The 22653-nt window shown below is 72.9% G+C and carries 25 protein-coding genes; 15 read left to right on the forward strand and 10 right to left on the reverse strand.

Annotated elements, in window-relative coordinates:
• The first annotated feature begins 212 nt into the window (after positions 1-212).
• The 10 genes from O145_RS18815 (at position 213) to O145_RS16010 (ending at position 7719) form a co-directional block, all read left to right on the forward strand.
• Positions 213-404: a hypothetical protein gene (locus O145_RS18815; RefSeq protein WP_169740389.1), complete on the forward strand. Its 192-nt coding sequence runs from the start codon at positions 213-215 to the stop codon at positions 402-404.
• An 11-nt stretch (positions 405-415) separates the two neighbouring features.
• On the forward strand, positions 416-673 hold the full coding sequence (locus O145_RS15970; RefSeq protein ID WP_156966844.1) for a hypothetical protein: 258 nt from the start codon (positions 416-418) through the stop codon (positions 671-673).
• Positions 674-758: 85 nt separating this feature from the next.
• Positions 759-1112 carry a DUF6112 family protein gene (locus O145_RS15975; RefSeq protein WP_043564784.1) on the forward strand — a complete coding sequence of 118 codons (354 nt, stop codon included), beginning with the start codon at positions 759-761 and terminating at the stop codon, positions 1110-1112.
• A gap of 37 nt (positions 1113-1149) precedes the next feature.
• On the forward strand, positions 1150-2586 hold the full coding sequence (locus O145_RS15980) for an SCO6880 family protein (RefSeq protein WP_043564786.1): 1437 nt from the start codon (positions 1150-1152) through the stop codon (positions 2584-2586).
• A gap of 5 nt (positions 2587-2591) precedes the next feature.
• The gene (locus O145_RS15985) at positions 2592-4091 is read left to right on the forward strand and encodes an ATP-binding protein (protein WP_043564878.1); all 1500 of its coding nucleotides are present in this window, start codon (positions 2592-2594) and stop codon (positions 4089-4091) included.
• A complete protein-coding gene (locus O145_RS15990; protein ID WP_084682691.1) occupies positions 4088-5944 on the forward strand; it encodes a type IV secretory system conjugative DNA transfer family protein in 1857 nt (618 codons plus the stop codon). Before O145_RS15985 ends, O145_RS15990 begins: the two co-directional genes overlap by 4 nt.
• A gap of 2 nt (positions 5945-5946) precedes the next feature.
• A complete protein-coding gene (locus tag O145_RS15995; protein ID WP_052375318.1) occupies positions 5947-6216 on the forward strand; it encodes a glutaredoxin family protein in 270 nt (89 codons plus the stop codon).
• A complete protein-coding gene (locus tag O145_RS16000; protein ID WP_043564788.1) occupies positions 6213-6599 on the forward strand; it encodes a hypothetical protein in 387 nt (128 codons plus the stop codon). The genes O145_RS15995 and O145_RS16000 overlap by 4 nt, the downstream gene beginning before the upstream one ends.
• A complete protein-coding gene (locus tag O145_RS16800; protein ID WP_052375320.1) occupies positions 6596-7096 on the forward strand; it encodes a hypothetical protein in 501 nt (166 codons plus the stop codon). The genes O145_RS16000 and O145_RS16800 overlap by 4 nt, the downstream gene beginning before the upstream one ends.
• 32 nt (positions 7097-7128) lie before the next feature.
• Positions 7129-7719: a hypothetical protein gene (locus tag O145_RS16010; RefSeq protein WP_043564790.1), complete on the forward strand. Its 591-nt coding sequence runs from the start codon at positions 7129-7131 to the stop codon at positions 7717-7719.
• Here O145_RS16010 and mobF read toward each other — a convergent pair.
• A complete protein-coding gene (gene mobF / locus O145_RS16015) occupies positions 7700-11473 on the reverse strand; it encodes a MobF family relaxase (protein ID WP_052375322.1) in 3774 nt (1257 codons plus the stop codon). The two genes, O145_RS16010 and mobF, sit on opposite strands and share 20 nt — an antisense overlap.
• A 3-nt stretch (positions 11474-11476) precedes the next feature.
• Positions 11477-11902 (reverse strand): hypothetical protein, encoded by a 426-nt coding sequence (locus O145_RS16020; protein WP_156966845.1) that lies wholly within the window; start codon positions 11900-11902, stop codon positions 11477-11479.
• A gap of 614 nt (positions 11903-12516) precedes the next feature.
• Here O145_RS16020 and O145_RS16805 point away from each other — a divergent pair.
• From O145_RS16805 to O145_RS16035, 3 genes are all read left to right on the forward strand, one after another.
• Positions 12517-13275 (forward strand): DUF2637 domain-containing protein, encoded by a 759-nt coding sequence (locus O145_RS16805; RefSeq protein WP_229118643.1) that lies wholly within the window; start codon positions 12517-12519, stop codon positions 13273-13275.
• Positions 13276-13290: 15 nt separating this feature from the next.
• Positions 13291-14037, forward strand: a complete 747-nt coding sequence (locus tag O145_RS16030) for a hypothetical protein (protein WP_043564794.1) — start codon at positions 13291-13293, stop codon at positions 14035-14037.
• A 294-nt stretch (positions 14038-14331) separates the two neighbouring features.
• Positions 14332-15774, forward strand: a complete 1443-nt coding sequence (locus O145_RS16035) for a hypothetical protein (protein ID WP_043564796.1) — start codon at positions 14332-14334, stop codon at positions 15772-15774.
• Between the two features lie 35 nt (positions 15775-15809).
• Here O145_RS16035 and O145_RS16040 read toward each other — a convergent pair whose 3' ends face one another.
• The 3 genes from O145_RS16040 to O145_RS16050 all read right to left on the reverse strand — a co-directional run bounded on the left by O145_RS16040 (position 15810) and on the right by O145_RS16050 (position 17017).
• The gene (locus tag O145_RS16040) at positions 15810-16202 is read right to left on the reverse strand and encodes a hypothetical protein (protein WP_043564797.1); all 393 of its coding nucleotides are present in this window, start codon (positions 16200-16202) and stop codon (positions 15810-15812) included.
• A gap of 23 nt (positions 16203-16225) precedes the next feature.
• Entirely contained in the window at positions 16226-16666 is a 441-nt protein-coding gene (locus tag O145_RS16045; RefSeq protein ID WP_043564799.1) for a helix-turn-helix domain-containing protein, read from the reverse strand.
• Positions 16667-16813: 147 nt separating this feature from the next.
• Positions 16814-17017, reverse strand: a complete 204-nt coding sequence (locus tag O145_RS16050) for a hypothetical protein (RefSeq protein ID WP_043564801.1) — start codon at positions 17015-17017, stop codon at positions 16814-16816.
• Positions 17018-17026: 9 nt separating this feature from the next.
• Here O145_RS16050 and O145_RS16055 point away from each other — a divergent pair, with 9 nt between their 5' ends.
• Positions 17027-17206, forward strand: a complete 180-nt coding sequence (locus tag O145_RS16055) for a hypothetical protein (RefSeq protein WP_043564803.1) — start codon at positions 17027-17029, stop codon at positions 17204-17206.
• Between the two features lie 699 nt (positions 17207-17905).
• Here the strand turns inward: O145_RS16055 and O145_RS16060 are convergent.
• The 5 genes from O145_RS16060 to O145_RS16080 all read right to left on the reverse strand — a co-directional run bounded on the left by O145_RS16060 (position 17906) and on the right by O145_RS16080 (position 20602).
• Positions 17906-18115, reverse strand: coding sequence for a hypothetical protein (locus O145_RS16060; RefSeq protein WP_043564804.1), 210 nt, complete (start codon positions 18113-18115; stop codon positions 17906-17908).
• A 392-nt stretch (positions 18116-18507) separates the two neighbouring features.
• On the reverse strand, positions 18508-19383 hold the full coding sequence (locus O145_RS16065) for a tyrosine-type recombinase/integrase (RefSeq protein ID WP_043564805.1): 876 nt from the start codon (positions 19381-19383) through the stop codon (positions 18508-18510).
• Between the two features lie 77 nt (positions 19384-19460).
• A complete protein-coding gene (locus O145_RS16070) occupies positions 19461-19766 on the reverse strand; it encodes a hypothetical protein (RefSeq protein WP_156966846.1) in 306 nt (101 codons plus the stop codon).
• Between the two features lie 65 nt (positions 19767-19831).
• On the reverse strand, positions 19832-20188 hold the full coding sequence (locus O145_RS19700) for a hypothetical protein (protein WP_043564808.1): 357 nt from the start codon (positions 20186-20188) through the stop codon (positions 19832-19834).
• Between the two features lie 24 nt (positions 20189-20212).
• The gene (locus tag O145_RS16080; RefSeq protein WP_267489949.1) at positions 20213-20602 is read right to left on the reverse strand and encodes a DUF6248 family natural product biosynthesis protein; all 390 of its coding nucleotides are present in this window, start codon (positions 20600-20602) and stop codon (positions 20213-20215) included.
• Positions 20603-20947: 345 nt separating this feature from the next.
• Here O145_RS16080 and O145_RS16085 point away from each other — a divergent pair, with 345 nt between their 5' ends.
• A complete protein-coding gene (locus tag O145_RS16085) occupies positions 20948-22639 on the forward strand; it encodes an alpha/beta hydrolase (protein WP_229118644.1) in 1692 nt (563 codons plus the stop codon).
• Positions 22640-22653: the final 14 nt, after the last annotated feature.

A 22653-nucleotide genomic window follows, 5' to 3' on the forward strand; every position in this document is an offset into this window, starting at 1 on the left:
ACTCGGCTGGTGACGCTCCGACGGCGGCGTCACCGGGTGGCAGCGGCAGTGGTGCTTCTGGACCGCCGGCCGGAGGCGGCCCCACGTCGGCGGCCGGCGGTGCCACTGCTGCGACGGCTCCGACGGCAGCGTCGCCGAACAGCGCTGGCGGGCCCGGCGACGGGGGCCCAGCAGCGTCGGCTGCTCCGACGGCCGCGACCGTTCCCACGGCGGTGTCACCGGACAGCGGCGGGCCCGTGCCGTCATCCTCGTCGAGCGGCTACCCCGACTACAACTACTACGACTACGAGGAAGGCTCCAACGGCTCTGAAGGCGGTCGTGGTGGTCCCGGTGGCCCGACCGGTCACGACGGCCCCGAGGCCTTCATGGACGAGGAGTCGTCCTCAGGGTGGGAGGAGGCATAACGATGCGTTTTGTGACACCTGACACTGATATGTGGGCTGCGATCGCGGACTTCGTCAGCTTCCTGGGCGCAGTGGAGGCGGTCACGCTGCTGGCGTGCGTGGCGGGCCTGGTCCTGTCGGCCCTGGCGTGGGCCGGCGGCCGGGTGGCGGGCATGCCCGGGATCTCGGCCGCCGGAAAGGTCGGTGTCGGGGTGTCGATCCTGAGCGCGTTCTGCATCCCGGTGGTGCCCCGCATGATCGACTGGATCATCCACACACTCTCGGCGTGAGCCGAGGAGGCAGGGGACGGGGTGTGCGCGCCCCGGTCGTAGACACGGGTAAGGAGGGCCGTGGGGCTCTCGTGAGGAGACGGAGATGATCGTGAAGATCGAGGCTGTGAAGAACCGTGCGCTCGCCGCCGCGGCACTGCTCGTGCCGGCGGACGGGTCCGGCTATGACCCGGGTGTCAGGCCGGACTGGACCTATCTGCCATTCATGGGGACGCTGGGAGCTCTTGTCAACTCGACGGTGGCGATCGTCCTGACGTGCTTGGTAGCGGTCATGGCGATCTCGGGCCTGGTGTGGGCCGCCGGGTATTTCTGGGACCACGGGAGGGCGAGCCACGCCGGGAAGGCCGGGGTGGTCATCAGCATCATCGCGGCGTTCGTGGTCGGTGGGGCGTCAGCGTTCGTGAAGTGGGCTGCGGGCCTGGGGGCCTCCAGTGTCTGACAGCCGGGGCGGTGCGGGAGCAGGAGCGCAGGGGGAGGTGTTCCCCCGGCGGTCCTCGCGGGGCGTGGTCCTGGGGCTGTCCGGGGCGGCGATGGGCTGTGTGCTCCTGGGGGCGGGGATCGCGGTGTTCTCGCTGCCGGTGTCGGGGTCCGTGACGGGTCTGGCGGTGACGCTGCCGGTGTGGGGGCTGCTGCTGGTGCTGGGGCTGGTGCCGATGGGCACAGTCGGTGGCAGGCTCATCGACTGGGTGCCGGTGGGGGTGTCGTACGCCGCGCGCAGGGCGACCGGGCAGCACCAGTACCGGCGGCCGGTGTTCCGCACCCGCCCGGCGGGGACCCTGGCGCTGCCGGGGTCGCGGGCGCGTCTGCGGCTGGTGGTCGATGAGCGCACGGGGACGGCCCTGGTCCATGATCCGCACAAGCGGACGCTGGCGGCGACGTGCCTGGTCGCCCACGGGCAGTTCATGATGTCCGACGGTATCGAGCAGACTGCGAAGGCGGACGGGTTCGCTGGACTGTGCTCGGCGGTGGGCGAGGCCGACGGGGTCATCCGCCTCCAGGTCCTGGAGCGGTCGATGGCGGACTCGGGGGTGGGCGTGCGGTCCCACTGGGAGCAGTGGGACGACAAGGCGCCGCAGGGGGCGGTGGTGCGCACCAACTACGAGACCCTGCTGCAGCAGTCGGCCATGGAGACTGAGAACCACGAGTCGTCGATCACGGTGGTGCTCGACCTGGAGAGGGTCAAGCAGGCCGTGAAGAGCTACGGCGGGGGCCTGAGGGGCGGGGCGGCCGTGATGCGGCAGCGGATGCGGCTGGTGGAGGACCACCTGCACGACGCCGGGCTGACGCTGCGCGGCTGGGTGAGTCCGAGCGAGCTGGCGGTCATCATCCGCGGCGCCTACGACCCCGGTGTGGCGGTGCGCCTTCAGCAGCATCCCGAGGAGGCCGATGACCTGGCCGATGCCGGCCCGATGGCGGTGGACGGGGGGTGGACGTCGATGCGGACCGACTCGGGGTGGCACAAGGTCCTCCAGATCACCCGGTGGCCGCGGGTCCGCGCCCAGGCCGGCTTCCTGTCCTCCCTGGTACTCCTGCCGGGGGTGAAGATGTCGACCTCGATCATCTACAAGCCGATCGCGGCCGACCGGGCCATTAAGGACGCGCAGCGAGCCGATACCCAGGAGGCTGAGGCCAGACGGGACCGCCACAAGGTCGGACGCCGGGACACGATCATCAACCGGCGAGAGCGGGCTCAGGCGGAGCGGCACCTGGCGGACCTGGACGACGGGTGGATCGACATGGATCACGCGACCCTCATCAGCGTGTCGGCTCCGACCAGGAAGGAGCTCGACCGCGCTGTCGAGGACGTTCGGTCAGCGGTGAGGCGGGCCAAGTGCGCCTGCCGCACGCTGGTGGCCCAGCAGGACGAGACCTTCGACGCCGCCGCGCTGCCCCTGGGGCTGGGGGTGCGGTGATGAGCGTGAGCCGTGTCGAGACGCTCGTGACCGGTGAGCGCACCCGCGCCGAGGCCCGGGCCGCTGTCAGGGCCGAGAGGAGGCGCCGCAAGGAGCTCGAGCGGGCGCGCAGGGAGCGGGAGCGCGCCCTGCGCGCCGCCCAGAAGGCGATCTGGGCCGGGGACTACCTGCCTCCGGAGGGGGAGCCGGGCCCGCGTACGGGCAGGGCGGTGCTCGCCACCCACGTCCGCACGGAGCGCGCCACCACGAGGGTGCTGCGCTGCCAGTACCCTTTCCTGGCCGAGGAGGGGCTCGGTGGGGAGGGTGTCCTTGTCGGGCAGGACAAGCTCTCGCGCACCGCGTTCGTCTTTGATCCTTTCGGGCTCTATCAGCGGAGGGTGATCTCCAACCCCAACATCACGGTGTCGGGGTCGATCGGGTCGGGGAAGTCGGCGCTGATGAAGTGCCTGGCGCTGAGGTCGGCCGCCTTCGGGCGGCGGACCTTCATCCCTGGTGACGTCAAGGGCGAGTGGTCGGAGGTGGTCCGCGCCGCCGGCGGCACGGTCATCAGCGTGGGCGGCGCCAGCGACGCCCGTCTGAATCCTCTGGACGCCGGACGGCGCCCGGAGCGTGACCTGGACGGCCGTGCCGTGGACGACGAGCAGTGGGCATGGATGGTCGCCCGTCAGCGGCACAGCCTGCTGAGCGCCCTGGCCTCAGCGCTCCTGGAGCGGCCGCTGGACCAGGACGACCACACGGCGCTGGAGACCGCGGTGGAGGCGACCGTCGCCCGTGGCGGCGTACCGATCATGCCGACAGTCGTCGAGGAGCTGCTCGAGCCCTCCCAGGCCGCGGGCCTGCCCATGGGTACGCGGGACGTCGATCACCTGGCCGACATGGGGCGGCCCACGGGCCTGGCCCTGCGACGGCTGGTCAAGGGCGACCTGGGCGGCATGTTCGACGGCCCCTCGACCGCTGCCTTCGACCCCGCCGCCCCCATGATGAGCGTGGACCTGAGGAACATCTCGCAGGGGTCGGAGGCACTGCCTCTGATCATGGCCTGCACGGGCTCGTGGATGGAGGCGGCTCTCAGGGCCGCCGACCTGGGGCAGCGGTACATCATCTACGAGGAGGCCCACAGGCTCATGTCCCTGCCAGGCCTGCTGGACCGCATGCGGGACCAGTTCAAGCTCACCAGGGCGTGGGGGACCTCCAACGTCCTGGTCATCCACCGCCTGTCCGACCTGGACGCGGTGGGGGCCGCGGGCTCGCGCGAGCGGGCCGTGGCCGAGGGGCTCCTGGCCGACACCTCCACCAGGATCGTCTACCGGCAGGAGTCCGATCAGCTCGAGGCCGCTGCGCGCAGCCTCGGCATGAGCGAGACCGGCATGGAGGCGGTCGGCAGCCTGGCCGTCGGGTCGGGCCTGTGGCTGGTGGGCGAGCGGGCCTTCCTGGTGGCGCATCAGCGCACGGCCTGGGAGACGAGCGTGACCGACACCGACAGCGGGATGGGAGGCCGGGCATGAGCATGGTGAAGGGGGACGACACGGGTGCCGGCGTCGTCCTGGCGGCGGTGGGCCTCATCGTGGGCCTGAGCGGGACGGCCAGGCTCGCCGCCGGCGGGGCGTGCGCGATCAGCGGGTGCACGGTGGGCGCTCCGGCGCCCACCGGGCTGATGAGGACCATGACCGGCCGCTCGCCCGAGGCCGCGTGGCGGGCCCCGGGGATGGTCGGGCCCCTGTTCTGGGTCATGTGGGTGATCCTGGTCGCCGCCGCGGTGCTCGCAGTGATGTGGGCCTGGTGCAGGTGGGGCGGGCGTCGGCAGCGGCGTCACGGCAGCGCCCGCAGGCAGGAGGGCCTGGCGACCGCCGCCCAGGTGCGCAGGCACCTCTCCGCCGCCGCGGTGGAGAAGATGACCTGGCTGCGGCCGGACCTGACCCGGCCTCGGGCCCGCGACCTGGGCCTGCGCCTCGGGACGGCGCACCGGATGTGGGTGTGGGCGCCGGTCGAGGACTCGATCGTCATCTCAGCGCCCTCCCGGGGCGGCAAGGGCCGGTACTTCGTCGACCCCATGGTGGTGGAGTACCCGGGCGCCGTGCTGACCACGTCGGTGCGGGCCGAGACCGCCGCCAGCACCGTACTGCGCCGCGCCGCGGTGGGGCCCGTCGCGATCTTCGCCCCGTCGGGCATCGACGTCGGCGGGCGGGCCGGGGAGGTCCTGCGCGACGCGTCGATCCGCTGGTCGCTGTCGCGCGGCTGCGAGGACACCGAGACCGCCATGCTCAGGGCACGGGCCCTGGCCGCCAACGGCACCAAGGGCACCGGTGATGACAGCTTCTGGAGCGCCCAGGCCCGCATGGTGCTCGGACCGATGCTGCACGCGGCGGCGATCTCGGGCCTGGGCGTGGACGCCCTGGCCCGATGGGCCAGCAGGCCGAGCAACGCCCAGGAGGCCGTGAGCATCCTGGCCGACCACCCGCGGGCCGCCATCGGCTGGGCGGACCAGCTCGCCGGCGCCCTGAACGGCGACGAACGCACGGTCAACAACGTCTGGGCGACCGTGCGCACCTGCGTCAGCGAGCCGCTGATGGACCCGGCCGTGCGCGAGGCCATCTCACCGGCACCGGGCGAGGAGCTCGACATTGCCGACTTCATCCGCCGCCGCGGCACCCTCTACATCGTCGGCGACGCCACCGCGACCAGCGCGCCGCTGGTGGCGGCCATGGTCGAGGACATCTACGCCACTGTCAACCGCCTGGCCAACAGCTCCGAGGGGAACCGGCTGACCCCGCCCCTGGGGCTGATCCTGGACGAGATTCACAACATCGCGATCATCCCGTCCCTGCCCAGGATGATGTCAGCCGGCGGCGGCAGCAACATCACCACGGTCATCGTCGAGCAGTCGCGGGCCCAGGCCGCCGCCCGGCTGGGCAGGGAGGCGTCGGACGCGATCTTCGACTCGGCGACCACCAAGATCATCCTGGGCGGCGCCACCAGGTCCGAGACCCTCAGCGAGGTGACAGGCGCCGTCGGGGAGCGCGACGTGCCGCGCAGGACCGTGTCCACCGGCCGCGACATGTGGAGCAGCCAGACGTCCTGGGCAGACAACGAGGAGCGGATCCTCACTGGCGCCCAGGTGCGCGAGCTGCCCAAGGGTGAGGCCCTGGTGCTCAAGGCCTCCGCGCCGGCCGTCATCGTCGAGGGCAAGGAGCTCGACTCGCCCGCCCGGCTCCCGAGCAGGCCATGGGCCCGGATCTGTAGCGGGCCACTGGCCCGCGGCGCGGCAGGCCTCGAGCAGGTCCGTCAGCGCCTGCGGCGGGCCGCCCTGCGCAGGGCTCAGGGCACCGCGGGGACCACGACCGCCCAGGCCGAGGAGTAGTCGTGGGGGCCGACACCGGTGTCGTGGTCTACGGGCGTCCCGGGTGCGGGGCCTGCCTGGCCACCAGGTGCGTTCTCGCCGCCCGGGGCGTGGGCTTCATCTGGCGTGACGTCAGCGCTGACGAGTCCGCGGCCGCCCAGGCCGAGACGATTGCAGGACGCATCGGCTCCCGGCACCTGCCCGTGGTCGTGCTCGGCGGCCGGGAGCGGGCGGGGTTCCGCAAGGAGCGGCTGGACGCGATCACCTCTCCTGGCACGGAGCGGGCGCCGTGAGCGGGCTGCGCCGGCGCGTGCGGCCGCTGCGCACGGCACGGCGCCTGGCCGCGGGAGCGCGGTACGCGGCGTGGATGGGCTCACCAGGGTGGCGGGCCCGGCGTCGCCGGTGGGTGCGCGAGGAGACGGTCAGGCTGGGGACGATCGTCTGTGCCGTGTGCGACCGCCCCTGGAGCGAGACAGCCGGCGACCTGCACCACCTGTCCTACGAGCACCTGGGTGCGGAGAGGCACGAGGACCTCATAGCGGTGTGCCGAGGCTGCCACGAGGACCTCCACAGGGCCATCGACGCCTCCAGGGCCTGGCAGGCCCTGATCGCCTCGGGCCACCGGGACGCGGTGACCAGGGCGATCGTCGACCAGCTGAGAAGGAGCATGAGATGACTGACGGTGACCTCATCGCCCGTGGCGGCGGCCCCGGTGGTAACGAAGACGGGAAGGACACGCCGTTCGCTCCCACCGTGGACTGGTGGGCCATGCGGGACGCGGAGCGGGTGAAGACCCTGGAAGAGCTGCGGGTCTTCGTGGCCCGGCTCGTCGTCGTCTACCGGCTCGACGTCCCGCCGTGCTGGGAGAGGCACGAGGGTGCGGTCCGCCTCCTGGACGCGCTGCACCGCAGCTACCTGATCGCGGTCCACCCGACGCAGGTCGGCGAGGCGCTCATCGGCTGGCACCAGAACTACGCGTTTATCCGTGAGGAGCTGCACGCCTACTTCGCCGGGCAGGCGTGCAGCCCGACCACCCACGTCAGGCCGCGGCCGCCGGCGTGGGCGGCCGACATCAATGAGGGCGGGAGGAGCTCTGAGACGTGGAGGGCCGGTCAGGAGGAGGCGGTGGCCGCCTACCGTCAGCGGGAGGCCGTCCGGGCGGCGGGCGCCTGATCGCCCGCGAGCCGGGCTGGTCGCGGGCCACGGTGCTGTGGCCCTGCGGCCACAGCGACGTCCTGGAGCTCGCCTGGCTGCCCGACAGGCGGGCCCGCCGACGTCGCGCGGTAGAGGCGTGCCGGTATGGGGCTTGCCTGCGCTGCCTCGGCGCCGGGGACGCCTCCCGTGACGGCCTGCTGCGGGAGGCCCTGGTGGGAGCGGGCGGCGGTGCCGCGCCGGACGAGCGTGCGGGGCGCTCCCAGGACCTGGTCCGGGTCCGGGCCGGCGGCCGGGCCGCGGTCACCGCCGGATCGTGCGCTGAGCTGGCCGGCGGGCGGGCCGCCGTCGGCGACAGGGGCGTGCTGGTCGCCCGCACCGGGAGGGCGGTGGTGGACGCCGGCGGCCGCGTGCTGCTCGCCGCAGACGCCCATGACCTGCAGGTGTGGCTCCTGCCGTGGGCTCGCGCCCAGGTCGGGGCGCGCCTGTACCTGGTGCTGGAGCGGCCCTGGGGCGAGGTCCTGGACGCGGACGGGACCCTGAGCCCTGCGCAGGGCGGCCCGCCGCAGGCGCTGACGGACCTGCTCGAGGGCTGCCGAGCCATGGGCTCCCACCCGCGGCTTGCTACAGGTCTGGCCCCCTGACGCGGTCCGGCCGAGGGTAAGAACGCCCAGGGGCCGGGCGTGCGGGCCGGACGGGGTCCTGGGCCCGGCCGCTGCTGATCCGCTGGGCGGCGGCCAGGGCGCGGGAGGCGCGGCGCAGGTCCTCGGCCTGGACGCGGTCGGTCAGGCCGGTGCGTACCCCGAGGGGGTCCTCCAGCCCCAGGTCGTAGTCCCTGCCGGTGGGGCCTGCGGACGGGCTGGTCATGCCCCACCGGTCGCGGTAGGCGGCCACGGTCCGCGCCTCCTGGAGCCACCTGGACCGGGCGGCGGGGTCTGCCGGCGGTCGTCCGAGGGCTGTGGCCCACGGCTGCCCGTCGTGCAGCGCCTGGTGGAGGACCCTGCTGGCCCTGGAGGTGATGAGCGCCTCGCGCTCGGCCAGGGCGCGGGAGGTGTCGGGGTCCGCGCACGGCGGGGCGGCGGGGATGAGGCCGACGACGAGGCGCCCGCCTCCCCTGTCCGCGGTCCTCCTGCGTGCGGCCGCGACGCGGGACGCCAGGTCGGCCGCCGGGTGCTCGGCGTCCAGCGGCACCCGGGCGGCCAGGGCGGGCAGCACGGCGGGCACGTCCACCCCCGTGCGCGCGGCGCGGGAGAGCTCGGTGGCCAGGGCGTCGGCCCAGGCGTCGGCCAGGAGCGCGTCGGCGTGCTCGGGCAGGAGGTCGGGCAGGGCGTTCTCCCACCCCCACGCCGCCTGGCCGGCGGCGATGGTGGTGTACTCGTCGGCCAGCTGCGCGATGGACTCGGCCCGCTCGGCGGCCTGGTTGGCGGCGCGGCGGGCGGTCAGCGGCGCCGTGGAGCGGGCCAGCACGTCCCCCAGGAGCTCCTCGACGCTGCGGGGGGCCTGGGGGACGAGGTCGTCGGCCTGGTCGGCGGTGTCGGTGACCACGTGCGCGGTGTTCGTGCCCCGGCCGCGGGTCATGGCGACGTAGAGGCCCTGGCGGCCCAGCCCGGCGGGGTCGACCACCACGTGGGCGTGGTCGACGGTCCTTCCCTGGGAGCGGTGGATCGTGGTGGCGTAGGCCAGCTCGACGTCCTGGGAGACGTAGGCGGCCGGCAGGTGGATCGCCCGGGCGGTGGGGTCGGCGGTGGGGGTGACCAGCAGGGCCCCGTCGGCGGTGGCGGCCTGGACCCGCCAGGTGGCGCCGTTGTGCGCCCAGTGGCGTCCGGAGCGCAGGTGGCGGGCGTTCCTGCGGGTGACCACCGTGTCCCCGGCCGAGGCCCGGTTGCCGTCGGCCAGGGCGACCTCCCTGCCGCCGACGGCGCCGTCGGCGACCAGGTCGGCGCGGGCCCGGCGGGCCAGCTCGGCGGCGGTGGCGTTGTCGGCGGCGATCATCAGGCTCTCCTGGCCTGCGGTGGTCTCGGCCCGCCAGGCGGCGTGGACCTGGTCCAGGACCTCGTCCATCCCGCCGGAGCTGACGGCTCCGGCGCCGGCGTAGATGCCGATGGCGCGCTGGTCACCGGCGCGCAGGGCCAGGGAGGCGGGCCCCTGCCACTGGTCGTCGAACCGGTGGATCGTCCTCAGGGCGGGCGTGTCGGCGCGGCGGTCGACCAGCATGCCGAAGGCGCCTCCGGCCTCCACGGCGCTCAGCTGGTCGGGGTCGCCCACGGCCAGGACCTTGGCTCCGGCGGCCTCGGCCTGGCGGACGATGTCGTGCAGGGGCAGGGTGGCGGCCATGGACGCCTCGTCGATGATGACCAGGTCCCCCTCCCTCAGCGGCGCCCGGTCGTCGGTGGCCTCCAGGCGGGCCAGGCGGGAGGCGATGGCGGCGCGCACGGTGGAGCGCCGCGTGAGCCTGCCCAGGCCGGAGAAGGTGTCCGGGTCGGCCGCGGCCAGGTCGTCGCGCACCTCGCGCGGGCGGGTTCCGGCGGCCAGCCGCGCGTCGATGCCGCGCAGGGCGTCGACCATCGTCCTCCTCTCGGCGTCGGCGCGCCTCAGAGTCAGCCACATAGCGGTGTTGTCGGCCCGGGCGCCCAGGGACTCGCCCAGGACCTCGGCGGCCGCCGAGGAGGGGGCCAGGGCCGTCACCGCCCCGCCCTGGGCCTGCCAGGCCTCGACCAGGGCCCGCAGGGCGGTGGTCTTGCCCGCTCCGGCTGGCCCGACCATGAGGTCCAGGCGCCTGCCGCTGGTGGCCACGGCCTCGATCGCCTCGGCCTGGTCGTCGCTCAGCCGTCGCCCGCCGGCCACCGGCCGGCCGCGGTCGATGCCGTCCAGGCGGGGCGCTGTGGTGTCCGCCGACAGTCGCACCAGGTCGTCCTCGGCGTCGATGAGCGCCTGGACGGTGTAGATCTCCGAGCCCTCGGGGATGAACCGGCTCGACCCGTCCGCCCGCCGGTACCGGGCGGGGGCGTGGGCGCGCCGGGCGTGGTCGACGCGCACGCAGGAGGCGACGGCGGCCCGGACGACCGCCTCGGTGGCCTGGTCGCGTTGGGCGGGAGACTCGAAGCGCAGGGGCCGGCAGACTCGCTGGGCCTCGGCGCGCACGTTCCACACCGACCAGGACGGCCGTGAGGCGGTCAGGGCCTCCAGGACCCCGGCGGCCAGGCGCTCGACGTCGCCGTCCCCCAGGTCGGCGGCGCGCACGGGGTGGGTGCGCGTGCCCCTGGCCCCTGCCAGGGTGCCGGGGGCCGGCAGGGGCCGGCCGAGCACGCCGCGCAGCGCCTCGGGACCCGCGGCGCGGCTGGCGCGGGCGCGCCACTCGGCGGTCAGGTCGGCCAGGGACCGGTGCTGCTTGGCCGTGCGGGTCTCCCGCCAGGCCCTCTCGTCGGCCCGCCAGTGGCCGGGCCCGTCGACCTGGTCGCGTACGGCCTCGATGTCGGCGTGCCTGGTGGAGAAGGCCTCCAGCAGGCGGTCGGGCACGCCGTCGATCTCCCAGTGCTCCCGGCCCGTGCGCGAGACGGAGCGTACCGACCAGTCCACCCCCAGGCGCGCGGCGAGGCTGTCCATGAGGTGGCTGTCGTAGGCCTCGCTCAGGGCGACCTGGGCGGGCAGGAGCGCCCCGTGGGAGTCCAGGGTCCGCCACCGCCCGTCGGGTCCCTGGACCCGGTTGGCGACCACCAGGTGGGTGTGCAGGTGCGGGTCCCCGGCCCGGGAGTCCCAGTGGTCGAAGGCGGCGGCGACGACGCCGCGGGTCTCGGCCTGGACCACGCCGCCGGCGCCCTGCCGGGTGCGGATGGTACGGGCCTCCATCAGCCCGACCACGTGGGCGATCGCGTCGTGGTGGGCCGCCTCCACCTGCTCGCGCACCCCGGCGTCGCCCAGCGCCCACACCACCGACACGCTCTTGGGCGGGGCGAAGGTGAGGTCGAAGCCGTGCACCGCCCGGCTGCGGCTGGTGCGCGCGACCTCCCGCTCGATCTGCTCGACGCGCGCCGCGCGCTCCTCGGCGCTCAGGTGAGCGGGCAGCGTGCGCACGAGCGCGCGCACCCGGTCAGCGGCGCTCACGTGCACGGCGAAGCGCCGCCCCAGCGGGCGGCCGCTCACAGGGTCCTCACCGGCCTCGATCAGTGCGCGCAGCTGGTCGGCGCTGACCACCGATCCCGTCTCCAGGCCCTCGCCCTCGGCCAGGCCGGCAAGGCCTGACCCCACCCACCGCCCGGCCGGGGTACCGGCAGCGGTGTAGTAGGCGGTGCCCTCGAACCGGGCGTGCACGCCCGGTTCGGGCCCGTCCGCCACGGAGTCAAGCAGGTAGTCGACGATGCCGCCGGTACCGGCGTCGTAGAGGCGCTTGACGGTGATCACGGGTCACGCCCGGCTGGTCATCTCGGCCAGGCGCCGCGTCTCGCACGGCCACGCCCGTGCGCACTCCGCGCACCGGCCGTCCTCGTCGGGCACGTGCAGGCGCGCGATCACCTCGCACGCCCGCGCGCTCGGCGTCAGAGCGGCCGCGCGCGTGCGCGCCGCGTTGGCGCGCGCACGCCGGCAGGACGCCGAGCAGTACCGCTGCGAGGCGCGGGCCGGCGTGAACACCCGCCCGCACACCGGGCAGGCCGCCGGCTCCACCGCCCCCGGTCCGCGGCCGCGCGTGTAGGCGCGCACCTGCCGGCCCTCCCGCTCGGCCGCACGCGCGTACCGGCGCCGGCGAGCAGCCCCGTCCCGGCAGGCCGCCGAGCAGTACCGCTGCGAGGCGCGGGCCGGCGTGAACACCCGCCCGCACCCCGAGCAGGGCACCCGGTGCTCCTGCCTCCACCGGCGACGGCAGGCCGCCGAGCAGAAGCGCCTTGACCGCCGTCTCGCCTCGAAGACACCACCACAACATATGCAAGTGACATGTATCATTATTGGCTCCCTCTGCTGCTGGGTCCTTTCCTGTCTCACCTGCTCCTACGACCGGGGCGCGCACACCGGCTCCCGACACTTCGGCAATCTCGTTGCCCAGTGCCAGATGTGCCTCTTGTTATCGCTTCTCGGTCGGATAAGAGCAGCCGGGCGGCTTTTCCCGGGTCCTAGGGCATCCGGGACGGGCGTGCTCGAGGACGCGCGACCTGCCTCGGGGACGGCCGCGGGGCAGGGACCCGGGAGGCGATCCGGCTCGCCATCCGCGACCCGGTGCGGGGCTGTGCGGGCTCCGGTGGGCGGGACTGTGCGCGCCCCGGTCGTAGGAGCAGGTGAGACAGGAAAGGACCCCGCCCGGGGCCCGCACTTCTGACCTGGGAGGCACCTATGAGCAGTGACCCGCGACCGGGACCGCCCGACCGGAGGGCCCGCACGGCGGCCAGGACCGTCCTGACGGCCGTCAGGACGGTCGCCTGATGGGCGGCGCCGGTGTGGGCGCGATAGGACGCATGGGCCGCATGGCGGGGCGCCTGGCCGTAGTCGGGACCGCGCTGCTCGGTCTGGGAGGGTTCGTGCTGTCATTCACCGCCCTGCGCGACCTGGCGGTCCGCGTGGGCATGCCCGAGGACCTGGCATGGATCTGGCCGCTGCTCATCGACGGGCTGATCATCGAGGCCACGCTGGCGGTCGTGCGGCTGTCGCAGCTGCGGTCACGGGCCACCTGGTACGCCTGGGCGCTGCTGGCCGGCGGCGCGCTCACCTCGGTCGGCTCCAACAGCGTGCACGCCGTGGCCACGGGCCACGGCCTGGCAGGCGCCGCCGCCTCCGCGGTCGCACCCGTCGTCCTGCTGGCCATGACGCACCTGACCGTCCTGCTCCTGGAACCACCCACCGCCAGGACCGGCAGCAACGCCCAGGCCGACGCCCGCGACGGCACCAGGCCGGGCTCGGCCCCGGCACCGGCGCCCCCCAGCGTCCCGGCCCCTGAGCCGCCAGCCGCCGAGGCCGCTACGGGCCCCGTCACCGGCAGCGAGAGCACCGCGGTACCCACAGCCGGCACCGGCGACGAGCCGGCCAGCGAGCACGCCGGCGTGACCACCTGGGAGGACCTGGAGACCTGGGTGCGCGCCCAGGAGGCCGTCGGGGCCACCGTCACCGGCGCACAGGTCGCCAGGAGGATGGGCTGCTCGCCCTCCACCGGCCGGCGCCGCCTGGCCGCCATCCGCAAGCACAGCCAGCCGCACCTGCGACTGGCGGGAAACGACTGACGAAGGACGAAGACAATGAGACCAAGAACGAGGACTCACAGCCGGAAGCGCAAGGCGGCCGAGACGGGGCCGGCGACGCCGGCCCCCGAGGTCCCGGTCACTCCCGCCTACCGGGTCGTGCCCGAGGGGGCTGGGACCGAGCAGCAGGTGCAGGTGAGAGTGGTCGACGCCCTGGAGGACCAGGAGGTCTGCGTCGTCCCCGACGAGAAGCTCAACGCCGTCCTCGTCAGCCTGGCGGGCCGGCACGGCCGAGCCATCGACATCGAGGCTGATGACCGGTGGCTGCGCCTCCGCCCCGACGGCACCGCGGCACCCGCCCGCCGCCCCTGGAGCGTGGTCCGCTGCGAGCAGATGCGCGAGCGGGACCGCGAGGACCGCGCCCTGCTGACCTCCCTCGGCCAGATGCGCGACAGCGCCAAGCGGCTGTGCCGCGCCCTTCGTCCGCGCCGCCGGCCGGCCAGACTCCGCAGGATAGGCCGACGGCAACTGGTGACCTGGGCCATCAGGAAAAGCTCCCCCGGTACCGCCGCCCTGAACATCTTCGTCCGCAGACCTCGGATCGAGCATCCCATCCCGATACCGCTCAAGGAGCCGGCCCTCCTCACCGGGACCGGCCGCGCCGTCGTGGTCAGCAGCAAGGACGGCCTGCTCCTCATGGTCACCATCGACCAGCCCGGCCTTCTGCCCGACCCCGACAGCATCAGGCTGCCCGAGACGAGACAGCTGGAGGCCGGGAGGGACACGGATGAGGACCAGGTCTGAGACCGCGAGGACGACGAGCCCGCACAGCGCCCACGCATCCGCGCGGTCCAGACCCCGCCAGCCGGGCAGGCCCCGCAGGACAGGCTGACGGGACCGGAGCCCGCGCGCACAACGCGCTCGTCCGCCCCGGGCGCGGCTCACGGGGCGGAGAGGCAACCAGAAGACCTGGAGAGAATCGCCGAGACCCCTCTGCACCGCCTCTCCTGCTCCGATACCGGATGCTGTGCGCGCCCCGGTCGTAGACATCCGTGACAGTGGCCCTGACAGGGAGCTGCGGTACCAAAGGAGGCAACCATGACCGATGTCGATCCGGCCGCCCCGGGCAGGGGCATCAGCTACAGGAGCGTCGAGTACGACGAGTATGGCAGACGGGAGGTCGCGGTCCCGGCAGACGTCCGCGCCATCCTCGAGACGCTCAGCGAGCCCGACTACCCGGCAGGGACAGGTACCTTGTACTCGCGCACCCCGACGACCTCGCGCGAGCCCGTGGCCGTCGGGGTGCGCGAGGACGGGCAGGTCCTGCTGGTGAAGGACTACCACGATGTCGCGCCGGGACAGCAGATCGACAACGGCCCACTCAGCGACGCCGAGCGGGCGGTCGCGGCCCGCGAGGTCACCGCCGGACAGGCTCGGTGGGCGGTGGACAGCGCCCTCATCCGCCACGGGCTGGAGCACGATGCCCCCGGTGAGGCGATCGGCCTGGATCGCGGAGGAGACCACAACCATGTTTGGGGGCCCACGGAGAAGGCCGCGCTGGAGATGTGGGTTCGGGCGCAGAGTGCGCTCGCTCAGAAGGATGTGGAGGTGCGAGCCCTCGACGTCACCAGCGACGGCTTCGACTCCGCCCGACTGGTCGATATCCATGGCGACGGCGTGGACTACAGGGTGGAGACGCTCACGGGCGGCGGCGTGAGCGTCTCCACCCCGGACGGGGTGACTCGCCGCGCGACGACCAGCGAGCTCACGGCACTAGTTGAGAACGCGCTGCCCGACAGGACTACCCCGGTGCTCGTCGGCAGCGACCCCCGACCGGGGCCCGCCGGTCCACGGCGCGAGCCGCCGGCCGTCCCGGAGACGCACGAGAGGCCGCCGGACGCGCCCATGGCCGGGCAGACCCGCCAGATGAGCCTGAGCGGCCTGGAGGAGACCAGCCGCCTGGCTGAGGAGCTCGAGCAGGCCGCCGGGACAGAGACACGCGTCCTTATCGGGAAGGACTCGGTGACCGTCCTCACCGAGGACGAGCCGACTACAAGCCCCCTCGCGCCCGAAAGCGGGTGGGAACAGGCCCTGACGCGCGAGCAGATCAGCGACGCCCTGGCCGTCGCGGGCAGCCTGCCGCAACGTCCGGCCCAGCTGGAGGTCACCGCACGGACCATCACCGTCCCCGTGGGCGAGGAGACCCTGCACGTCACCCGCGTCGGCGACAGAGCCGGGGACGTCAGTTTCTACGTCGCTCGTCCTGACGGGGTCGAGGACGTCTACACCAGCCGGGACCAGGTGATCCCTGCCGTGGGCGGCCGGGCCCAGCAGGCCGACAGCGACAGGCCGGTGGAGCACGTGCCGGCTCAGCCGGGTCGAGAGGCTTACACCCCTGAATCGGGCGAGGCCCAGCGGTCAGCGTCGCCGCCCCCGCCCGCTGTCGGCCAGAGGCGGGTGATGGCAGGCGCCGGCCCTCAGGTCGGGCAGTACACGTCCCCGGCTCCGCGGGACTCCCGCGGCCCGGACATGCAAGTGTGACGGAGAAGACCGGCAGGAGGGACCCGCCGCGCCGGCTATCGGAGCAGCGGTCGGGGCGGTGGCCGCCGCCGGCGGGCCTGCTGGATGATGAAGATGGTCTCGACGGCGAGAACCGTGTAGGCGGTGCTGAGGAGCACTGCTCCTGCGAGGACTCCGCTGGCGGGCCTGGGGCTGAGGAGCATGCACGCTCCGCCTGCCAGAAGGGCCAGGAGAAAGGCGCCGATGAAGCCCCAGGGGAGCCGGAACCCGGCGAGCCGGTAGGGGATGGCAGCCCAGATCGTGAGGACAACGACCGCGACGCACAGACCGGCGCACCCAGCCACTGCGCCCTCCTGGCTGACCGTGGAGACGCGACCGGCCAGGAGGACGACCGTGGCCGCGAACAAGGGCACCAGGCTCCTGAGCATGGTGGTGATGATGAGCATCATGAGACTCTCCTTATCCTCGCGGCTCAGCAGGGCAGAGCAGTGGCGGGCACGGCCCAGCTGCGGCCGATCTTCTTGCCGGGCAGGGTGCCGGCAGTGATCCGGTCGCGCACAGCCTGGGGGGTCAGGCCGAGGCGTCCGGCGGCCTCGGTGACGCCTACGAGCTCGACGTCGTCGGCCGGCAGCCCGGACCGGCGGTCCCAGGCCTCGGTGGTGATGACCTCCAGGCCCTCGAGGGCGCCCAGGGGCGAGGTGAGGGCACGGGCGGTGGTGACGGCCTGGCCCAGGCTCTCCGCCGGGTAGGTGGTGGTCACCGCCCACGCGCCCGGCGACTCCGGTGCGGGGCTGACCGCGGGGTGGTAATCGGTCAGGGCCTCCATGAACCTGTCGATCACGTCGTCCTCCTCGACGCCGATGGCGGGTCTGAGCGTGATGGTTGCGGTGTAGCTCGTTGCAGCGCGGTCCATGGCAGTCTCCTCAAATCTTGCGTACACCAATATTATAGTGCCTTCTATTTGCCTATGACAAGTTATGAGGTAGAGGACGGTGAGCCCGGGGCGCCCCACCCTTTCCGGGGCGGAGGTGCTGGGTCCTCCGCCCCTGGTCGGGTGTACTTATCGGCGGGGCGGCCACTCGAAGCCGTCGCGGCGCAGCGGGGCGAGGCCGTTCCTCAGGCTGCGGCGGTCGGAGGCGGTGCCGGAGAAGGTTGTGATCGTCGTGCCGTCGCGGCGGACCACGATGTGGCCCTTGCGGGTGGTCTCGACGTCATAGCCGGCCCTCCTAGCCGCCTTGAGGATCTTCCGCGGGTCCTTGTCCATGTTGACTCCTTGGTCGTCATCGCCGGCGTGCGTGCCAGCGGCCCCCGCCTCGGGGGCGGCCGGCGCTCCAGCCTGCGGCCGGTCCCCGTCATGGCCGAAGAGCGCAGGGGCGCCGCGGTGGTCCCCGTCATGGCCGAAGAGCGCAGGGGCGCCGCGGTGGTCCCCGTCATGGCGACGGAGGAGCCGTGACGGGGACCAGGGCGGAGGCCCGGAGCGTGCCTTGACGCCCGGGAACCGGCCGCGGGCTAGACTGAGCGGCCCACGAGACGGGATACCTGGGAGTGGGCCGGCCCCCTAGGGCCGGCCCACGGCCCACCGTGCGGCACCCCGGGCCTCCTGGCGCTGGCGCGCTTGTGCCGTCGTGTGCACGGGCTGGGACCGCGCCCAGCTCTTTTTGCCCTCCCACTCCCAGCGCGCGGCTGGTGTGGCATGCTGGTAGCGCCTCCACGGCGCACCCCGGGTCAACACAGCATCGGCTCTGCCGGGGAGTGCACCGAGAGGGGGTGAGGCTGGGCATGTCGTCAAGAAGCCGGAAGCGTCGTTCCCGTAAGGGGATGACGCGTACGGGGATGACGGGCGCGCAGAAGGCCCAGATCTGGCGGACCGCACTGGAAGCCGTTCCGCCGTTGATCTGGGCCCTTGCAGCTCTGATCAACGCCCTGATGGGTCGTTGAGTCAACATCCCAGACTGTTTCTGGGGAGCCATCCGGTGGGCGCCGGGTGGCTCCCCGCTATTATGCCCCGCTGAGGATGCTCGTGTCCACGACGCTCCCTCAGCGCCGGGTCAGCGCCCGGTGAGCTGGTGGCGCAGGCGCAGGACGCGGGTGCTGTGGTCGGCGGCGGGAGTGCCGCTGACGCGCACGATGCAGCGTCGTGTAAGCGTCTCGTTTATACGGGGTGGCTGGGTTTTTTTGCTGTGCTGGTGATGGTGCTGGGGGTGATGGCTGTGTCTAGGGTGCGGTCTCGGGATCCTGTGATGGTGTCGATCTCGTCGGCGTAGCCGATGGTGATGTGGTCGGGGCCGAGGGTGTCACGGGCGCGGGCTGCGACGGCCCTCCACCACGCGGCGCCCAGGGTCCGGGCGGGTCCGGGGGGCATGTCCGCGTCCTGCCGGTAGACCAGGAAGTAAACCCAAATATAGTGATGTAGAACACTATATCTGAGCTGCTTGGGCTTCCTGCTGGCTCCTCCGCTGAGCGCAAGGCGCTCGTCTGCCTCAGTCTCCTCTGCCCTGGCCCCGGGTCCCCGGCCACCACCCAGATTGAGTGGCAGTGCCTGCGTCGCCCCTCTCCTTGGGCACGGTCCTGCTCGGCCGTCCTCATTTTCCGATGGGGTGTTAGGCGGACAGCCTGCCCCGCCATGGACGGCATTTCCCGCCGTGCCCCATCGGGTCTGACGGCCCGTACCATTCTCTGCTCCCCCCGGGATTGCTGCTCATTCGGGGTTGCCCGCCCTCCGATTGCATCGGAGGGCGGGCGTGCTGGTTGTGGTCAGTTGCTGTTGGGGCGCGGGTTGGGTGTGGCGGCTGTGACAGCGTGGCGCAGGGCGTCGATGGGCGGGGCGGCGTAGCGCTGGGTGGTGGTGACGGAGGTGTGGCCGAGGAGGCGTTGGACGGCGAGGATGTCGCGGTCCTGGGCGTAGGCGCGGGTGGCGAATCGGTGTCTGAGGGTGTGGAGTGTCCAGCCGTTGGGCAGGACCCGTGAGGCGAGCTTGGCGACCCAGTGGGGTTGGATGTGTCCGCCGTTGCGTGAGGGGAGTGCCCATTCGGTGGGGCTGGTGCGTAGGTGGTGGCGGATGAGGGCGGTGATCTCGTCGGTGAGTGGGATCTGGCGAGTGGTGCCGCCTTTGCCGTTGATGATGAGGCTGTGGCCGGTGGGGTCGAGGATGAGGTCGTTGGTGTGGATCTGAGCGATCTCGGTGCGTCGGAGTCCGGCTTCGCCGGCCATGCGGAGGATGAATCGGGTGCGGGCGTCGGCCTGGGTCAGGGCGTTGGTGTAGACGGTCTCAGGTGTGGGACGAGGTGATGGTACGGGGCGTTTGACTGATGGGAGGGCGTCGGCGGGGCTGGGTGTCCTGAGGTTGAGGGCGGTGTAGAAGGCCCGGATGGAGCTGTAGTGGGAGTGGCGGGTCTCGGGTGCCCATGTCTGCTGGCCGGCCCAGGCAATAAGCTCGTCTGCCGTGAGTTCGGTGGGGGTGATGGGGGCGAGGTCTCGGGCGAGTCGGCGGATGTGGCGGATGCGGGTGCTGATGGAGGATTCGCGGGTTCCCTGGGCTCGCAGGGCGAGTTCGAGGTGCTCGATCGGTGTCTCCCAGGGGTGGGGGATCGGGGTGAGGGAGGGGCGGTGGGTGATGAGGTGGGTATTCATGACCCAGCACGGTGCCAGGCCTCCGGTCTGGCACCGCGTAGAGTGACCGTTTTCACTCAGGTGTGGTCTTTGCCGCGTCAGGACGCACCCGGCAGCTCACCTCCTCGGGCAGGATCGTGGTTGTCAGGTCGTCGATATGCTCGAGGAGGTGAGCTGCCGGGGGTGTCGGCGATGAGCTCGTAGAGGGTCTCGATGTCGGTGATCTCGGCTGTCAGGGTGTCCTGGCCGGCCTGGGTGCCGTCGGCCTGGAGCAGCTCCAGGCTGTGGGAGGTGGTGGTGCGGAGGTCGTCCAGGGCGGCCATGATGAGGACCTGCTGGCTCGTGGTCAGCACTCTCGTGCTCGTCCTGCTCGCTGTGGTGGTCACTCTCGCTGTGGTGGTCACTGGTTCTTCCTTCTGCTGGCGTTACTGGTACTGCTGGTTGTAGTGGTGGCGGTGGTGCTGGTGGGCTACTGGGCGCCTGTCGTATAGCGGGTGTGTGCCCGCAGGGGGTCGGCGGCGAGGTCCTCGGGGGTGGTGGTGCCGGCGTCGTCGGCGACGGCGGCGGCGAGCTCGTGGGCCTCGATGGCGAGTGAGCGGAGGCGCTCGGAGTCGTCCCATGCCTGGTGCGGTTCCCATCCCGGGCTGTCGGCGCCGGCGTCCCAGGCGGCGAGCTGGGCGGTCTCCCACCTGTCCTGCTCGGTCGTGCGGGCGGTCTCGGCGCGGTGGTCGAGCTCGGCTCCCCACAGGCTCAGGGCGGCGGCGACGAGCCGGGCCTGCTGCCCGGTGAGAGCTATCGTGATGAGGTCTTCTGTTGTGTTACTCATTGCTCGCCTCCGGGCGTGGGGTACTTACTGGTCGAGGAAGTCGTCGATGGTGGTCTGCCGGCCGGGGCCAGCGGGTGGGGTCCAGCCGTGGTGGTTGTCTTGGGCGCAGGGGCATCGGCTGTCGTGGGTGGTGCCGGTCTCCCACAGCTGCCAGGTGCTGGGGCCGCCGAGGCTGGGGATGGTGGTGTCGGCGTAGGTGACGTAGCCGGCGGGGACGTCCGCGTGGGCGGCGGCCCAGGCGGCGTGCTCGGGGAGGCTGTAGGGGCACCTGGCGTGGTCTCCTGCTGAGCAGCTGCCGCAGGGCCCGTACTGGCACGGGCACTTGCTGTGGATCGCCGGGCAGTGTCTGTGTGTCCTGCGCATAGCCCTTGTCCAGGCGTGCTTGCGCACCCACGCGGCCTCGGCCCCGTTCATGACGCCAGCCCCCAGCTGTTCGGGCTGGCGGTGAGTGAGTGTTTGCACTGCCCGCTCTGCTTGCGCTGGATCCGGGCACGAGCGCTAGACTCCGCGCGGAGCAGGGGTAGTATTGCTTCGGCGAGGGTGACCATCCAGGAGACGACCTGGAACCCGGAGGTCGCAGGTTCGAATCCTGCCCCCGCTACGAAGTGCCGCGAGGCGGTGAAGACTTCGGCCCCTGATATCAACCAGGGGCCGAAGTCTTTTTTTGCTGTCCGGAACCGAGCCTGGGCGCCGACCGGTGCGGCCAACTTATTCATACGTGTCAGCTCTTTGGAAGGTTCAGTGTCCTCTCTTTCTGGCGTGAGCGTCGTCTCTCCGGGCTTTGTCGCCGGACTCGCCGTTGTCACCGTGACTGCGCTGGCCGCGACGGTCGCTCTGCTGCTGTGGCTTCCACACCGCCGTCGGTGCTCCGGCCACAAGCACGTGAAGAACGCCTCCGCGGGCTCTGCGCGGCGCTGGCGCCTCCTGGTCGCAGCGCTGCCCGCGGTACTGATCTGCCAGCTCCTCGTCACCGGGCTCGCGACGGCGAAGATCAACTCGAAACTGCGGTTCGCCAACACGCTCGGGCAGGTCGCCGAGCTGGCATCCGGCTCCGGCCGCGACTCGGGGGTGACCGAGCTGGCGCCGGTGGCCACCCCGGAGGCGACCGGGGAGGCGGACGCCGAGGCCACCGGCTCGCAGACGCCGCCCGCGCCCGACCCGGCCTACGTCGCCTCGCTGAAGGCGACCTCGGAGGGCGGGAACACCTTCAGGACGAGCTTCCACGGTCCCGCCAGCGGCATCACCGACGACGTGTGGTTCTGGACCCCGCGCGGGTACTCCGCCGCCGACGGGAAGTCCTACAACGTCCTGATGCTCCTGCACGGCGTGCCCGGCACGGCCGATGGCGTCGTCCCGGGCCTGGAGCTCGGCCGCCAGCTGCAGGCGGCCATCGACGACGGGCGCCTGCCCCCGACGATCGTCGCCATTCCCTCGCTCAACGCCGACGCCACCCAGCGCTCGGAGCCCGACTGCGCGGACATCGTCGGACACGCCAAGGTCGGGACCTGGATCCAGCAGGACGTGCCCAAGATGATCCGGGCCACCTTCCCCGGGGTGCGCACGGACCGTCAGGCGTGGGCGCTGGGCGGGGTGTCCTCCGGCGGCTACTGCGCGGTGTGGACGGCCATTATGCGCTCCGACGTCTACGCGACCGCGGCCTCCCTGTCCGGGTACGACGTCCCCGACGTCGGCGGACTGGCCTCGCCCGAGCTCCGCGACGCCAACACCCTGAGCACCCTGGTGGCCCGTCAGCGGCACGCCCCGATCAACCTGTGGCTCCTGGGCGCCCAGGACGACCCGCTGGCCAATGGGACGGTGACCGCCCTGCCTGCCGCCGTCGGGAAGGGCGACACCGCCGAAGCGGTCAGGCCCGGTGCGGGCGGGCACTCCTGGAGTCTGTGGAAGGAGCAGACGACCGCCTTCCTCACCTGGTGGGGGCAGCGTCCGAGCGTCAACCTGAACGGGCCCGTGCCGCTGCCCACCCCGACCCCGTCGCCCGCCCCGACCCCGTCGCCCACGCCGACCCCCGACGCCTCCGCGTCCCAGGCGCCGCCGGCTGCCGAGACGCCCCCGGCCTCGCCGGAGGAGAGCCTCGGGCTGGGCGGCCGCCTGGTGCGGTCCCTCACCCAGATCCGCGGCACAGGCGTGATCACCATGGCCTGCCTGCTGACGCTCGCGGCGACGCTGGCGTGCATCGTCGTCCCCGCCCGGGCGGCGGCTCGTAACGGCCTCTCCGGCGCTGAGGACGGCCCCGGCGCCGAGGCAGGTGCGGCTCGCCCGGGGCGGGGAGGGGCGGCGGTCGGCGTGGCCCGGGCTGCCGTCAGGACGCTGCTCCTGGTGAGCGCGTGCGTCCTCGCCGCGCTCCTGGTCGGTCTGATCGGCAACCGGATCGGCGCCTTCTACCCGACCTGGGCGCTGGCCTGGGCGGATGTCGGCCCCGCCCTGCGGTGATGGGCGGTTGACGA

This window comes from Actinomyces israelii DSM 43320, from assembly GCF_000711965.1.
Classification (GTDB): Bacteria; Actinomycetota; Actinomycetes; order Actinomycetales; family Actinomycetaceae; genus Actinomyces; species Actinomyces israelii.